General features: G+C 30.7%; 14 protein-coding genes and 1 other RNA gene. 4 read left to right on the forward strand and 11 right to left on the reverse strand.

The window, feature by feature from the left end; genetic code table 11:
• Positions 1-13: 13 nt before the first annotated feature.
• The 4 genes from DFQ07_RS09355 to DFQ07_RS09370 form a co-directional block, all read right to left on the reverse strand.
• Complete coding sequence (locus tag DFQ07_RS09355) at positions 14-1,840, reverse strand: ABC transporter ATP-binding protein (protein ID WP_133536155.1); 1,827 nt, start codon at positions 1,838-1,840, stop codon at positions 14-16.
• Positions 1,840-3,549, reverse strand: coding sequence for a phospho-sugar mutase (locus DFQ07_RS09360; protein WP_133536157.1), 1,710 nt, complete (start codon positions 3,547-3,549; stop codon positions 1,840-1,842). Before DFQ07_RS09360 ends, DFQ07_RS09355 begins: the two co-directional genes overlap by 1 nt.
• Before the next feature lie 33 nt (positions 3,550-3,582).
• A complete protein-coding gene (locus DFQ07_RS09365) occupies positions 3,583-4,539 on the reverse strand; it encodes a glycosyltransferase family 2 protein (RefSeq protein ID WP_133536159.1) in 957 nt (318 codons plus the stop codon).
• A gap of 80 nt (positions 4,540-4,619) precedes the next feature.
• Complete coding sequence (locus DFQ07_RS09370; RefSeq protein WP_133536161.1) at positions 4,620-5,147, reverse strand: DUF4199 domain-containing protein; 528 nt, start codon at positions 5,145-5,147, stop codon at positions 4,620-4,622.
• Between the two features lie 176 nt (positions 5,148-5,323).
• On the opposite strand from DFQ07_RS09370, the gene ffs reads away from it, so the two are divergent.
• Positions 5,324-5,422, forward strand: an RNA gene (ffs, locus tag DFQ07_RS09375) — signal recognition particle sRNA small type.
• A 20-nt stretch (positions 5,423-5,442) separates the two neighbouring features.
• Here ffs and xerA read toward each other — a convergent pair.
• Positions 5,443-6,366 (reverse strand): site-specific tyrosine recombinase/integron integrase, encoded by a 924-nt coding sequence (gene xerA / locus DFQ07_RS09380; protein ID WP_133536163.1) that lies wholly within the window; start codon positions 6,364-6,366, stop codon positions 5,443-5,445.
• A gap of 98 nt (positions 6,367-6,464) precedes the next feature.
• Here xerA and DFQ07_RS09385 point away from each other — a divergent pair, with 98 nt between their 5' ends.
• A complete protein-coding gene (locus tag DFQ07_RS09385; protein ID WP_133536165.1) occupies positions 6,465-6,968 on the forward strand; it encodes a hypothetical protein in 504 nt (167 codons plus the stop codon).
• 102 nt (positions 6,969-7,070) lie between these two features.
• Positions 7,071-7,487: a type II 3-dehydroquinate dehydratase gene (gene aroQ, locus DFQ07_RS09390; protein ID WP_133536166.1), complete on the forward strand. Its 417-nt coding sequence runs from the start codon at positions 7,071-7,073 to the stop codon at positions 7,485-7,487.
• On the opposite strand, the gene DFQ07_RS09395 is transcribed toward aroQ, so the two are convergent.
• Positions 7,464-8,648, reverse strand: a complete 1,185-nt coding sequence (locus tag DFQ07_RS09395) for a lipoprotein N-acyltransferase Lnb domain-containing protein (protein WP_133536168.1) — start codon at positions 8,646-8,648, stop codon at positions 7,464-7,466. The two genes, aroQ and DFQ07_RS09395, sit on opposite strands and share 24 nt — an antisense overlap.
• 84 nt (positions 8,649-8,732) lie before the next feature.
• Positions 8,733-9,710 (reverse strand): YheT family hydrolase, encoded by a 978-nt coding sequence (locus DFQ07_RS09400; protein WP_133536170.1) that lies wholly within the window; start codon positions 9,708-9,710, stop codon positions 8,733-8,735.
• A gap of 99 nt (positions 9,711-9,809) precedes the next feature.
• Here DFQ07_RS09400 and DFQ07_RS09405 point away from each other — a divergent pair, with 99 nt between their 5' ends.
• Complete coding sequence (locus DFQ07_RS09405) at positions 9,810-10,559, forward strand: CDP-alcohol phosphatidyltransferase family protein (RefSeq protein WP_133536172.1); 750 nt, start codon at positions 9,810-9,812, stop codon at positions 10,557-10,559.
• Between the two features lie 93 nt (positions 10,560-10,652).
• On the opposite strand, the gene lptB is transcribed toward DFQ07_RS09405, so the two are convergent.
• The 4 genes from lptB to DFQ07_RS09425 all read right to left on the reverse strand — a co-directional run bounded on the left by lptB (position 10,653) and on the right by DFQ07_RS09425 (position 13,572).
• Positions 10,653-11,390: an LPS export ABC transporter ATP-binding protein gene (gene lptB / locus DFQ07_RS09410; RefSeq protein ID WP_133536174.1), complete on the reverse strand. Its 738-nt coding sequence runs from the start codon at positions 11,388-11,390 to the stop codon at positions 10,653-10,655.
• Positions 11,391-11,455: 65 nt separating this feature from the next.
• Positions 11,456-11,803 (reverse strand): carboxymuconolactone decarboxylase family protein, encoded by a 348-nt coding sequence (locus DFQ07_RS09415; protein ID WP_133536176.1) that lies wholly within the window; start codon positions 11,801-11,803, stop codon positions 11,456-11,458.
• Positions 11,778-12,599: a twin-arginine translocase subunit TatC gene (tatC, locus tag DFQ07_RS09420; protein ID WP_133536178.1), complete on the reverse strand. Its 822-nt coding sequence runs from the start codon at positions 12,597-12,599 to the stop codon at positions 11,778-11,780. The genes DFQ07_RS09415 and tatC overlap by 26 nt, the downstream gene beginning before the upstream one ends.
• Position 12,600: 1 nt before the next feature.
• Positions 12,601-13,572, reverse strand: a complete 972-nt coding sequence (locus DFQ07_RS09425) for a KpsF/GutQ family sugar-phosphate isomerase (protein ID WP_133536180.1) — start codon at positions 13,570-13,572, stop codon at positions 12,601-12,603.
• Positions 13,573-13,702: the final 130 nt, after the last annotated feature.

Consider the following 13,702-nt stretch of genomic DNA (forward strand, 5'->3'; position numbering starts at 1 on the left):
TCTTTTTTATTTATTATCCTAAAGATTGCATTTCTACAAGCTTTTTATAAGTTCCACTTTTAGATATGAGTTCTTCATGAGTTCCTTGCTCAACAATTTTTCCTTTTTGCATAACAACAATCATATCCGCTTTTTGAATAGTAGATAAACGGTGCGCAATAACTACAGAGGTTCTATTCTGCATCATTTTTTCCAATGCATCTTGTACTAACTTTTCAGACTCTGTATCTAAAGCGGAAGTTGCTTCGTCTAAAATCATTATTGGAGGGTTTTTAAGTACTGCACGGGCAATACTCAAACGTTGTTTTTGCCCACCTGAAAGTTTATTTCCGCTATCACCAATATTGGTGTCATAACCATTAGGTAGATCTTTTATAAACTCGTGTGCGTTGGCAATTTTAGCAGCTTCAATAATTTCTTCATCACTCTTACCTTCAATACCTAAAGTGATATTGTTTTTTATAGTGTCGTTAAATAAAATAGAATCTTGAGTAACTAAGCCTTCTAGTTGACGTAGTGAATGTTTTTTAATGTTTGTTATATCTGTTCCATCTATTTTGATAGCCCCTTTATTAACATCGTAAAAGCGAGTTAATAAATTAGCGATAGTAGATTTTCCACTTCCAGATTGTCCAACCAAAGCAACCATTTTTCCTTTAGGAATAGTTAAAGAAAAATCTTTTAAAACATAATTATCTTCGTATTTAAAAGATACATTTTCTATTGCTATTTCAGTATCAAAAGTCTTTTTATCAATAGCATTCGGAGCATCTTTTAAAGGGTTTTCAGTTTCTAAAATTTCTAAAACACGTTCAGCAGCAGCATTTCCTTTTTTAACACTGTAACTAGCTTTTGAAATAGCTTTTGCTGGAGTTAAAATATTATAAGCTAATCCCATATAAGCGATAAAATCTTCACCGTTTAGAGAGCCATCTATTAAAACCAACCTACCTCCATACCAAAGTAATACAGCAATTACTCCAATACCTAAAAATTCGCTGGCGGGGCTTGAGAGATTGGTACGATTAACCAAAGTGTTTGAAAAATGATAAAAACGACTAGTTGAAGCTTCAAACTTTTTTTGAAATTCTTTTTCAGCAGTAAAACCTTTAATAACTTTTAAACCTCCCAAGGTCTCTTCTAGCAATGATAAAAAATACCCTTGTTCTTTTTGAACACTATCAGATTTTCTTTTTAAACTTTTACCTATTAAAGAGATTACATAACCAGATATAGGAATAAAAATAAAAACAAAGATGGTTAGTTTAACGCTAATTAAAACCATAGCAACTATGGTAAATATAATCGTTAAAGGTTCTCTAACAATCATGAGTAATATTGATAAAAAAGAATGCTGAATCTCCAATACATCAGTACCAATACGTGCCATAGTATCTCCTTTCCTCTTTTCAGAAAAATAAGAGATAGGTAACTCTATAGTTTTTTTGTATAAATCGTTTCGAATATCTTTTAAAACACCATTTCTTAAAAAAGTAATAAAGTACATGGCTAAGTAATTAAAGATATTTTTAAAGAAGAAAGTTACAATGACTAAGCCAACAACTACCATTAAGGCTTTTGATTTATCATCTCCAGCTATATTTGTAATATGGTATGAAATAAACTCTTTAAAATAATTTATAGTATCAGCAATTCCTTTAAATGTAGGCTCGGTTGTTACTTTAGGAGCTGTTGGTTTAAATATAACTTCTAGCATTGGCATTAATACCAAAAAAGAAAGTGTAGAAAAAAAGGCATATAAGATATTAAAAAGTATGTTTAAAAATCCATATTTTTTGTACGGAATAGCATATCTAATAATCTTTTTAAAATAGTCCATTATAGGTTTAATTCTTTAATAATACGTTGAATTTTAGTGTCAAGCTCTTTTTCTACTTCTTTAGCATTTGATATATCATTTAATTTACTCTTAACACTAAAGTAAAATTTAATTTTTGGTTCAGTACCGCTTGGTCGAGCAGCAATTTTAGTTCCATCTTCAGTTTGGTAAATTAATACGTTTGATTTAGGGATATCAAGGGTAGTCTCTTCACCAGTTAGTAAATTTTTTCTTATTGAAGATTGATAATCGTATAGGTATTCAACTTTGGCACCATCTATTTCAGTTAATGGGGTGTTACGTAACTCAACCATCATTTGTTTGATTTGTAGCGCACCGTCCATTCCTTTTTTTACTAAAGAAATGAGGTGTTCTTTGTATAAATGATGACGTGTGTATAAGTTCAATAATTCTTCATAGAAAGAACTATTATTGGCTTTTGCATCAGCTGCAATTTCACAAGCAAGTAGGGCAGAGGTAACCGCATCTTTATCACGCACAAAATCACCTACCATATAACCAAAACTTTCTTCACCACCACCAATAAAATCAAGTTCTGGGTGGTCTTTAATCATTTTTGCTATCCATTTGAAACCTGTTAAACCAACTTTGGTTTCAACCCCATAAGAATCTGAAATTTCATTGACTAAATTGGTAGAAACTATCGTGGATCCTACAAATTGTTTTCCGTTTAATTTTCCTTGTTTTTTCCAATCGTTGATTAAAAAATCGGTCATCATGCTCATAGTTTGATTTCCGTTTAACAAGGTCATGTTTTCATCTAAATCTCTAACAGCTATTCCAATTCTATCCGAATCAGGGTCTGTTCCTAATACAATATCAGCATCAATTTTATTAGCTAAATCAACTGCCATTTTAAGAGCTGCTGGTTCTTCAGGGTTTGGAGATTCAACAGTAGGAAAATCACCATCAGGTGTAGCTTGTTCTTCAACAATATGAACCTGTGTATATCCTGCACGTTTTAAAACTTCAGGAATTAACTTGATAGATGTTCCATGTAACGAAGTAAATACAATTTTTAAATCTTCACGTCCTTTTATATCAAAAGTTCCGTTAGCTAAAGAAGCTTTCCAAAAAGCTTCATCAATTTCGTTTCCGATAGAAGTTATCAATTCTTCATTTGCATTGAAATTGATTTCAGAAAAAGCTAACGAGTTTACTTCGTTGATAATTTCAGTGTCTTGTGGAGGTACAATTTGCCCACCATCATTCCAATACACTTTATATCCGTTATATTCTGGTGGGTTATGTGAAGCTGTTAACACAATTCCTGCGTCACACCCTAAATGATTTACTGCAAAAGACAATTCTGGAGTCGGACGCATATCTTCAAATAAAAAGACTTGAATGTTATTTGCGGATAGTACATTAGAAACCACTTTAGCTAACCATTCACTATCGTGACGACAATCGTAACCGATAGCAACTTTTAATTCTTTAGTTGGATATGTTTTGTGTAAATAATTACTCAATCCTTGAGTAGCTTTACCTAAAGTGTATTTATTGATTCGATTGGTGCCTGCACCTACAATACCACGCATTCCACCTGTTCCGAATTCTAAATTTTTATAAAATCGGTCAGCTAAATCTTCAGCATTGGTATTGATTAATTGCTGAATTTCTTGTTGTGTTTCAGAATCAAAGGTGTCAGAAAGCCACTGTTTAGCGTTGTTTAAAATCTCTTTCATGTATCAAATTAAAAAACGTACAAAAGTACGGGTTTAAAAATTCAATTGTTCTCTTATTTTGTAATGTTTCTGTTGTGGATTGCTCTTAATAACCAGTTCACCTAAGAAGCCAGCTAAAAATAATAAAGTACCTAAAATCATAGAGGTTAGAGCTATATAAAACCAAGGGTTACTAGTAACTAATATTGTTTTAACACCTGCTGAAAGATGGTATATTTTCATAACTCCAATGTAGAAGGCAGATAAAAAACCAAAAATAAACATTAAAGTCCCCCATAGGCCAAAAAAGTGCATGGGACGTTTTCCGAATTTTGAAAGAAAGGAAATAGTAATTAAATCAAGAAAACCATTAATAAAACGATCCATACCAAACTTGGTAATTCCATATTTACGAGCTTGGTGTTGTACTATTTTTTCATCAATACGATTGAACCCTTCATTTTTAGCTAATACAGGAATATATCGATGCATTTCTCCACTGACTCTAACTGCTTTAACAACTTCATTTTTGTAGGCTTTTAAACCGCAATTAAAGTCGTGTAATTTTAATCCCGATGTTTTTCGAGCTGCCCAATTGAACAGTTTAGATGGAATATTTTTAGTAACGACATTGTCGTAGCGTTTTCTCTTCCATCCAGAAATTAAATCGAAATTATCTTCAGTGATTAAACGATATAGTTCAGGAATTTCATCAGGACTATCTTGTAAGTCAGCATCCATGGTAATTACCACACGTCCTTGAGCTAAGCCAAAGCCAGCATCTAAAGCTTGAGATTTTCCATAATTTTTTTGAAAGCGAAGTCCTTTAACAGATTTATTTTTTACCGATAATTCTTCAATAACACTCCAGGAAGTGTCTGTACTACCATCATCTATAAAAATAAGTTCATATAAAAACCGATTGGATTGCATAACTTTTGCAATCCAATCGTGTAATTCATGTAAAGATTCTTCTTCGTTAAGAAGTGGTATTACTACCGATATATCCATGATAATATTTTCAATATTAAAAAAGGTAAAGTTACAAAGTATTAAGTTTCCTTGAAACTTTTTATTTTTTTAAATGGTTTTTAATATTGGTTTTCTTCTGTTTTTTTCATAATAGCACCAGTTATAGCTGAGACTACAAATCCTAGAAAAATGTAAAATAAAAAACCTAAAGCATCTCCAATAAGAGTTCCTTGAAATTTAGATTGCATAGCTAGTTGATTATCAGTTTGTTCGTCTGTTAAGCCAGCATCTAATAACTTTTGAGTTTGGAGTTCATTTAATTGGTTATAGAAATCTGGTTCAATAAGACCAGTAAAAATATGACTGTAGACAATACTTATTAAAGCGCCAACAGTAATGACACCAATACCTATTTTTAAAGCTTCTCCCCAAGTTAAAAAAGAATTATTATTCTTTTTAAATTTTTTAATAGCTAAAATTGGGAAGGCAATAATACATACAGCTAATACAACCATGTTAATTATTCCACCTACAGTATCGAAAGTCATTCCTAAAGCGTAAATTATAAGGTTAGTTAAAACTATAGCCCCTCCATAAATTAACCCGTAATTTAAAATAATGTTTTTACTGTTTACTTGATTTTCCATTGTATGAATTTAGTTAGTGATACAAATATATTCTTTTTAATATTACGTTTATTTAATACAGTTAGAAAGTAAAAAATATAAGTAACAAACTATTAGTATTCAAAAACTTAGAAATGTTACAGTTTTTTTATAGAAAAAATGTTGTTTTTTATCAAAAAATGATTGTAAATTTGCATCGGCAAGTCCTACACAACCAGCTCCCTTTGAATCCCCCAGGGCGGGAACGCAGCAAGGGTATTAGGTCGTAGCGGTGTGATGTAGGTAGCTTGCCTTTTTTTGTACCCAATAGTTTCGTTTATTCTTCTTCCTCTTTTAAATTAAAATTACTTCTAGGGTGATGTAATTCAATAACTTTTTTAAGATAGCTGTTATCTAAATGCACATAAATTTCAGTCGTAGTAATACTTTCGTGCCCTAATAATTGTTGAATAACACGTAAATCAGCACCATGTTTTAGCAAGTATGTAGCAAAGGAATGTCTAAGCGTATGTGGACCGATACTTTTTTTAAGGTTAATTTTTAAAGCTAATTCTTTTAGAATAATAAAAATCATTTGACGTGTGAGTCGCTTTCCTCTTCTGTTTAAAAAAACAATATCTTCGTCTTCTTTTTTTGGAGTAATTTCAGATCTAATCTCATCAATATAGAAGTTTAATCTTTGTATAGTTGTAATATGTATTGGAACAAATCGGTATTTATCACCTTTTCCTAGAATACGAATATAACCTTCATCAAAAAATAAATCTGATAGTTGTAAATTAATGAGTTCGCTTACACGAAGTCCACAACTATATATGGTCTCAATAATAGTTTTATTGCGCTCTCCTTGTGGATGACTTAAGTCGATAGCAGCAATTAAATCATCAATTTCTTCCTTTTCTAATGTATCTGGAAGTTTTCGAGTAATGTTAGGGCTTTCAATTAAATCGGTAGGATTATCTTTCCTATAATCTTCAAAAACTAAAAAATCAAAAAAACTACGAAGTCCAGAAATTAATCGAGCTTGACTACGGGCATTGATTTTTTTACTGGTTTCGTAAATAAATTGTTGAACGTTTTCTTGAGTTATGTATATCGGAGAAGGAATGGCATCTAAATTTTCAAGAAACAAAGCTAGTTTTTTTACATCCCTTTGATAGCTATCTATTGAGTTCTTAGAAAGACCTCTTTCAATTTTTAAAAAATTAACATAATCTGATGTAGCTTGTTTCCAGTTCATTATAAAAAAGGCGTGTTTTTTTGGAAAAAAAATAATTAAAAAATAAAAAAATAGAATTATTTTCGCCGCTCAAAAATAAAATTATAAAATTAAAAATTATGAAAAAATTATTATTAGTAATTGCTATGGTTGCTACAGGTTTTACAGCTAATGCACAAGAAGCTAACGGACAAACAGAAAAAGGAAAGTGGTTAATTGAAACTAATACAGGTTTTGGTGCAGGTCATATAGCTAACACAGGATTTTATTTAGCTTCTAGTGATGGAAATACTTCTTGGGGTGTTGGTGCAGAAGGAGGTTATTTTATTGCTGATGATTTGGCTATTAAAGCAGGTTTAGGTTATAATGATAATAGTGAAGCCTTTTCTTATAAGGTTGGAGCTAAGTATTATATCAATAGTATGATTCCTGTACAAGCTGATTTATCTGGATATAGCGTTACTGGGGCTTCGCCAATGTGGTTAGGTATTCAAGGAGGTTATGCTATCTTCTTAGGAGATAATGTAAGTGTAGAGCCAGGTTTAAGATATAATTATGGTATTGGAGATGCTGAAGATAATAATGTGTTCCAATTAAACATTGGTTTTGCATTACACTTCTAAGAAGCACTCAAAAAATAAACTTTAAAAGGAAGCAATTTTGCTTCCTTTTTTTATACAAGAAAATTTAAAAAAAACTATTTTTACCTTGTAGAAACATACCAAATGAAAAAAATAATCATAATCAACGGACCTAATTTAAATTTATTAGGAAAGCGTGAACCAACTATTTACGGATCAAACTCTTTTGAAGATTTTTTTAAAGAGTTAAAAAGTAAACATTCTAATATTGAATTAGAGTATTATCAATCTAATGTTGAAGGAGAGTTGATTAATAAATTACATGAAGTGGGTTTTGATTATGATGGTGTTATATTAAATGCTGCTGCTTATACGCATACCTCTGTAGGAATTGGTGATGCAGTTAAAGCTATTGAAACACCAGTAGTAGAAGTGCATATTTCAAATATACATGCTCGAGAAGAATTTCGTCATGTGAGTTATATAGCACCTAATGCTAAAGGAGTTCTTTTTGGATTTGGGCTACAAGGCTATGAATTAGCACTTCAAAGTTTTTTGTAAATACCAATAACGCATTCCTAATAGTGCAAATAAAGGAATCATAGGATAGGTGTATAGTTGTATTTTGGTAAGCCATACTATTGGAGTCAGAGCTAAAAAAACTAATAAAATTTTGATGTAAAAATGAATCCACTTTGGCGGATTTTTTTTCAATAAGAAGAAAGCTACAAGTATATTTGGAGCGAAAGCCCATAAAAAATTAAAATTATTAGGTGCGGTTGAGTGGTTGGTAAAGAACCATAAAAAAACAATTAACAACCCTAATGTTCCTGTTATAAAAAGTAGAGAGAAATCCAACCATATGGTTCTTTTGGAGTTTTTTATGTCTTTGTAAGTTATACATAACCCTAATAATGAGGATAATAAAATAGCAAGAAAAGGACTAAAAGCATCGCTTTTAGATTGTTTTTCTTCAAAATCTAACAATACATTTGTTTTTTGTACTAGGTTTTCTTCTTTTCCATCTTTAATAATTTTTGAAGCTTTACAGGCTTCAAAAACATAATCAGGTAAGTATAAATATTCTATAGGAGTAGCGGTTTTATCTAACCTACTTCCTAAAGCAATATTTATACCTAAACTCCCCCAAGTATTTGGATTAATTTCTTTATTCATTAATTGTCTTAACGATAAACTTTCAGAAACAAAATCATCTTTAAATATTAAATTATCACCTGCCACTTTTTGAACAATGTCACGAGGTCTGGTAGCACAATTGTCAAAAAAAGGATCATAAAAATAGCTTGCGTTTTCTGGTTCAGCATTTGTTTCTAAAAATTGAAAAAACTCATTTTTTTGTTGTTGCGTTAAATTTAAGATTTGTTCTTTAACCCAACGTTCATCCTCTTGTGAGCTCTTTAAGGATAAATAAAAAGGATAACGAGCCAATTTATATTTCATAAACCCTTTGGTGAAGTTTAAATAAAAATTAGGATCGTCAAAATCGAAAATACCGTAATTATATATTAAATCTAGTTGTAAAACAGGGTCTTTTACTCTAATGGCGGTATGCCCAAATTTTTCGTACAACGCTTCCCCTGGCCCTGAAGTTATAATACTAATTTGAGAAAATTTAGATAAACCCAGTGTATTGGTCTTTTGAGAAAAACTAACATAGATATTCAATAAACAAAGGAAAAATAAAGCGTATTTTTTAATCATCGTATAAATCTAACAAGATTGATATAGGTATTTACAAATATCATAAATCCGATTAATATAACTATGTATTTTTGAGGTTATTGTTTAAGTCTTTATTCCAATAGTTTCTTGAATAAATTTTGAAATACGTTGTTCTAACCATTTATTATCATCGTTAGAAAATGAAGTCAAAAAACCAACATGACCACCATAATTAGGGGTTAATAGATGAAAGTTTTTAACTTCCTTTGCTTCTTTGAAAGGATAACATTCCTCTGATAAAAAAGTGTCATCTAATGCATTTATAAGTAGTGTCGGTACTTTTATTTCAGGAATGAAAGGTTTAGCACTTGCTTTTTCCCAATAATCTTCAGAACTTTTAAAGCCAAAAACAGGAACTGTATATTGTTTTTCTAGGTGTCGAAATTTACTAGCCTTAAATAATAATTCTTTATCGAGTTTAAATTCTGGGAACTTTTCAGCTTTTTGTAAGAGTTTTAACTTCATGGTACGTAAAAACTCATTCATATAAATCTTGTTTTTTAGTTTGTTTAACTCTGCTTGAGAAGATGTTAAGTCAATAGGAACAGAAACAGCGATTCCCCCTTTTACGATAGATGGAATGTTATTAAACTCGCCTAAGTATTTTAATGTTAAGTTACCTCCTAAACTAAAACCAACAATAACAATATTATCATATTGATAATTTTTTTGCAGGTGTTGAATAATAAAATGAACATCATCAGTTTTTCCACTATGATAAGTTTCTAAAAGTAAATTATCTTCTTCGCTACAACCTCTTAAATTCATACAAACAGTATCCAAACCAATTTCATTAAGATAATTAGAGGTGGTGATCATGTAATTTGATTGTGAACTTCCTTCCAGCCCATGAATTAATAGTACTAAAGTTTCCGAACCAATGATAGAAAAATCTAAATCGATAAAATCAGCATCCCATGTAGTAATTCTTTTTCGTAGGTAATTAATCGTGTCTTTCATGAATAAAGGGCGATATACCGTGCTGAAATGTGCATTTTTAAAAGGGAAAATCGGTGAAAATATATCTGAAATAATAGGCATAATATTTCGTTATAGCATTTTAAACAAATATGACAAAAAATAGCGAAAATGTAAAACTCATCAAATGATTTCTTATTTTAGCTGTAAATTATGAGTACTATGAATGTCAAAAAATATATTCCAAATTTATTAACCTTAGGAAACTTATTGTGTGGTACAATTGCTACTATTTTTGCGATTAAAGGAGATTTTTTTGCCACGGCAATTTTGGTGATGACTGGAATTGTTTTTGATTTTTTTGACGGTTTTGCAGCTAGAATGTTACATGTACAAGGCGAATTAGGAAAGCAACTGGATAGTTTAGCAGACATGGTGACAAGTGGAGTAGTACCTGGAATTGTAATGATGCAGCTTTTAATAAACGCTTTAAATGTTGATGCAGTAGGTTATTTTGGAATAGATATGTATGGAGCTACAGGGAGTAACCTACCTTATATTGGATTAATATTAACTTTAGGAGCAGGATATCGTTTAGCAAAGTTTAATATTGATGAACGTCAATCTGAAAGTTTTATTGGGGTGCCAACCCCAGCAATGAGTTTGTTTGTGATTTCATTGCCTTTAATTGTAGAATATGCAAAGGATTCGTTTCTAGTAGGTTTGATTTTAAACCCGTACTTTTTGATTATAATTACAGTACTATTTACTTATTTGATGAATGCCGAAATTCCTTTGTTTTCATTGAAATTTAAAAATTTCTCTTTTAAAGATAATGTCATTAAATATGTGTTTTTAGCATTGTCTGTAGTATTATTAGTGACATTGAAAATAGTAGCTATACCTCTAATTATTCTTTCATATGTGGTGCTATCTATAGTAAATAATTCAGATAAAAGAGTTTCATCGTAATTAGAAAAGAAATTATAATATTTATTTTTAAGGATAAAAATAAAAAACACGCTAATTAGCGTGTTTTTTTATGATGTTATTCGAAAGATTATTCTAATTGAATTTTTTCTTTTTTAGCTCAAAATCTTTACCGAGGTACACACGACGTACAGTTTCATCTTCGGCTAATTCTTCAGGAGTTCCTTCTTTTAAAATGCTACCGTTATACATTAAATAGGTTCTGTCAGTAATAGCTAATGTAGCTTGCACATCGTGATCAGTAATTAAAATTCCGATGTTCTTATTTTTCAATTGGGCAACGATTCCTTGAATGTCCTCAACAGCAATAGGATCTACCCCAGCAAAAGGCTCATCTAATAAAATAAACTTAGGATCAGAAGCTAAACAACGAGCTATTTCAGTTCTACGACGTTCACCACCTGATAATAAATCACCACGGTTTTTACGAACGTGTCCTAGGCTAAATTCATCAATAAGTTCTTCTAAACGTTGTTTTCTTTCAGTTTTGGTTCTATCTGTAAATTCTAAAACCGACATGATATTATCTTCAACCGATAATTTCCTGAAAACTGAAGCTTCTTGTGCTAAATAACCAATTCCTTTCTGAGCACGTTTGTACATTGCATCGGTAGTGATTTCTTCATCATCTAAAAAAATATGCCCATCATTTGGTTTAATCATCCCTACTATCATGTAAAATGAAGTTGTTTTACCAGCTCCGTTAGGACCCAATAATCCGATAATTTCACCTTGTTCTACTTCTAATGAAATACCTTTTACAACTTTTCTACTACCGTAAATTTTTTGTATGTTATCTGCTCTTAATTTCATGTATGTTTTACTAACTGATGCCGCTAAAATAGTACAAAACTGTAAGCTAACGGTTTAATAATTTGTTAACTATTTTCTTCTAGAGCTTCCCAAAATTCTACTGCTCTTCGTAAATGAGGAATAACTATGGTACCGCCAACTAATGTAGCAATACTCATCGTTTCCATCATTTCTTCTTTGGTAACCCCGTTTTTATAGGCAGTTTCCAAATGATATGCGATACAATCATCACAACGTAATACAGCTGAAGCAACTAACCCTAATAGCTCTTTTGTTTTTACTGGTAAATGCCCTTCTGCGTAGGCATTAGTATCTAAATTAAAAATACGTTTTATAACCTTGTTGTCTGCTGCTAAAATTTTCTCGTTCATTTTAGCACGATACTCATTAAACTCTTGGACTTTTTGTGACATTTTTTTGTTGTTTTTTAATTACGAACTTTGAGACATAAATACTCATTTCATATAAAATCATGATGGGTACCGAGACAATAACTTGGCTGGCCACATCTGGAGGTGTAATAATTGCTGATAAAACTAATACTAAAACTAGTGCATGTTTACGGTATTTTCTTAAAAATTCAGGAGAAATCAATCCTATTTTAGAAAGGAAATAAATTACTACAGGAAGCTCAAAAAATATAGCTACTCCAAGTAAAGTATTTGTTATAAGACTAATATATGCTTCTAGTTTAAAATTATTTTCAATAGCATCTGAGATTTCAAAATTATAAAAGAAATATACAGACATAGGTAAAATAACATAATAACTAAATAAGATTCCTAAAAAGAATAAGAAAGAAGAGGTAAAAATAAATCCTTTAGAGTTTCTTTTTTCACTTTCGTGAAGACCAGGAGCTATAAAACGCCAAAACTCCCATAAAATATAAGGAAAGGCAACTACAAAACCTAAGATTAAAGAAGACCAAATTCCTGTCATTAACTGCTGTGTAGGATTTAAAGCTTGTAGTGTTTGCTTAAAAGTAATATTACAAAAATTACTATCTATTCCAATTGCAGAAAAGGTTTTACAAAAGAATTTATAGGTGGCAAAATCAGGCTTTAAATGCGCTAATAAAATCTCGTTAAAAACAAAGTTAATGTTAGCAAAAATAACAATTGCTACAATAAAAATTGCAGCAAAACTTCTTACTAAATGCCATCTCAATTCTTCAAGATGGTCTAAAAAAGACATTTCTTTCTCTGCCATCTTAGAAAATTCCTTCTTTTATTAAATCGTGTAAATGAACCACACCTACATAGTTATTGTCTACATCGGTAACTAAAATTTGTGTGATATTGTTATTCTCCATAGTCTCTAAAGCTTCTACAGCCATTGCATCTACATCAATTGTTTTTGGTGTAGTACTCATAATATCAGCAGCTCTAAGTTCGTCAATTTTCGTAGTTTTACTTAACATTCTACGAATATCACCATCAGTAATAATTCCTGTTATTTTATCATTGTTATCTACAACAGCTGTGACACCTAAACGTTTTTCAGAAATTTCAACAATCACTTTGGTCACCTTATCAGTACTCTTTACTTTTGGTAGTTCGTTGTTTTGGGTTAGGTCAGAGACACGCAAATACAAACGTTTTCCTAAAGCTCCTCCAGGATGATATTTAGCAAAATCACTACTGCTAAATTCTCTAAGGTCTAATAAACAAACAGCTAAAGCATCACCTAATACTAATTGTGCGGTTGTGCTAGTTGTAGGAGCTAAATTGTTAGGGCAAGCCTCTTTTTCAACATATGAGTTCAGTAAAAAGTCAGCATTTTTTCCTAAAAAAGAATCAGGGTTTCCTGTAATAGCAATAATTTTGTTTTTTGAATTCTTAATTAAAGGTACTAAAACTTTAATTTCAGGAGTATTTCCACTTTTTGAAATACAAATAACAACATCATCATCTTGTACATTTCCTAAATCACCATGAATGGCATCTGCTGCATGCATGAAAACTGCAGGGGTTCCTGTCGAATTAAATGTAGCTACCATTTTAGTAGCAATATTTGCACTTTTACCAATACCAGTTACTATAACTCGTCCTTTAGAATTATAAATAAAATTAACAGCCTTAGTAAATGAACTATCTAATAAATTTGCTAAATTAGCAATAGCATTACTTTCTAAAAGTATAGTTTCTTTTGCGGTTGAGAGAATAGCGTTTGCGTCTTTCAAGTTAAAAAAGTTTTTAAGTAAATTTTAAAGTGTAAAAATAGGAATATTTAAGAAGAAATTCTTTTTTAATAAAAAGAAAGTTTCTGCTTTCAAATGTTCGGAATTTTTGTAAATTAGCTAGCATTTTTAA

This window comes from Tenacibaculum caenipelagi (assembly GCF_004363005.1).
In the GTDB taxonomy this organism is placed as follows: Bacteria; Bacteroidota; Bacteroidia; order Flavobacteriales; family Flavobacteriaceae; genus Polaribacter; species Polaribacter caenipelagi.

Bases quoted from the DNA above. Each gene is read 5' to 3' on its own strand.
- DFQ07_RS09355 (WP_133536155.1), bottom strand. From the start codon at position 1,840: ATGGACTATTTTAAAAAGATTATTAGATATGCTATTCCGTACAAAAAA.
- DFQ07_RS09360 (WP_133536157.1), bottom strand. From the start codon at position 3,549: ATGAAAGAGATTTTAAACAACGCTAAACAGTGGCTTTCTGACACCTTT.
- DFQ07_RS09365 (WP_133536159.1), bottom strand. From the start codon at position 4,539: ATGGATATATCGGTAGTAATACCACTTCTTAACGAAGAAGAATCTTTA.
- DFQ07_RS09370 (WP_133536161.1), bottom strand. From the start codon at position 5,147: ATGGAAAATCAAGTAAACAGTAAAAACATTATTTTAAATTACGGGTTA.
- xerA (WP_133536163.1), bottom strand. From the start codon at position 6,366: ATGAACTGGAAACAAGCTACATCAGATTATGTTAATTTTTTAAAAATT.
- DFQ07_RS09385 (WP_133536165.1), top strand. From the start codon at position 6,465: ATGAAAAAATTATTATTAGTAATTGCTATGGTTGCTACAGGTTTTACA.
- aroQ (WP_133536166.1), top strand. From the start codon at position 7,071: ATGAAAAAAATAATCATAATCAACGGACCTAATTTAAATTTATTAGGA.
- DFQ07_RS09395 (WP_133536168.1), bottom strand. From the start codon at position 8,648: ATGATTAAAAAATACGCTTTATTTTTCCTTTGTTTATTGAATATCTAT.
- DFQ07_RS09400 (WP_133536170.1), bottom strand. From the start codon at position 9,710: ATGCCTATTATTTCAGATATATTTTCACCGATTTTCCCTTTTAAAAAT.
- DFQ07_RS09405 (WP_133536172.1), top strand. From the start codon at position 9,810: ATGAATGTCAAAAAATATATTCCAAATTTATTAACCTTAGGAAACTTA.
- lptB (WP_133536174.1), bottom strand. From the start codon at position 11,390: ATGAAATTAAGAGCAGATAACATACAAAAAATTTACGGTAGTAGAAAA.
- DFQ07_RS09415 (WP_133536176.1), bottom strand. From the start codon at position 11,803: ATGTCACAAAAAGTCCAAGAGTTTAATGAGTATCGTGCTAAAATGAAC.
- tatC (WP_133536178.1), bottom strand. From the start codon at position 12,599: ATGGCAGAGAAAGAAATGTCTTTTTTAGACCATCTTGAAGAATTGAGA.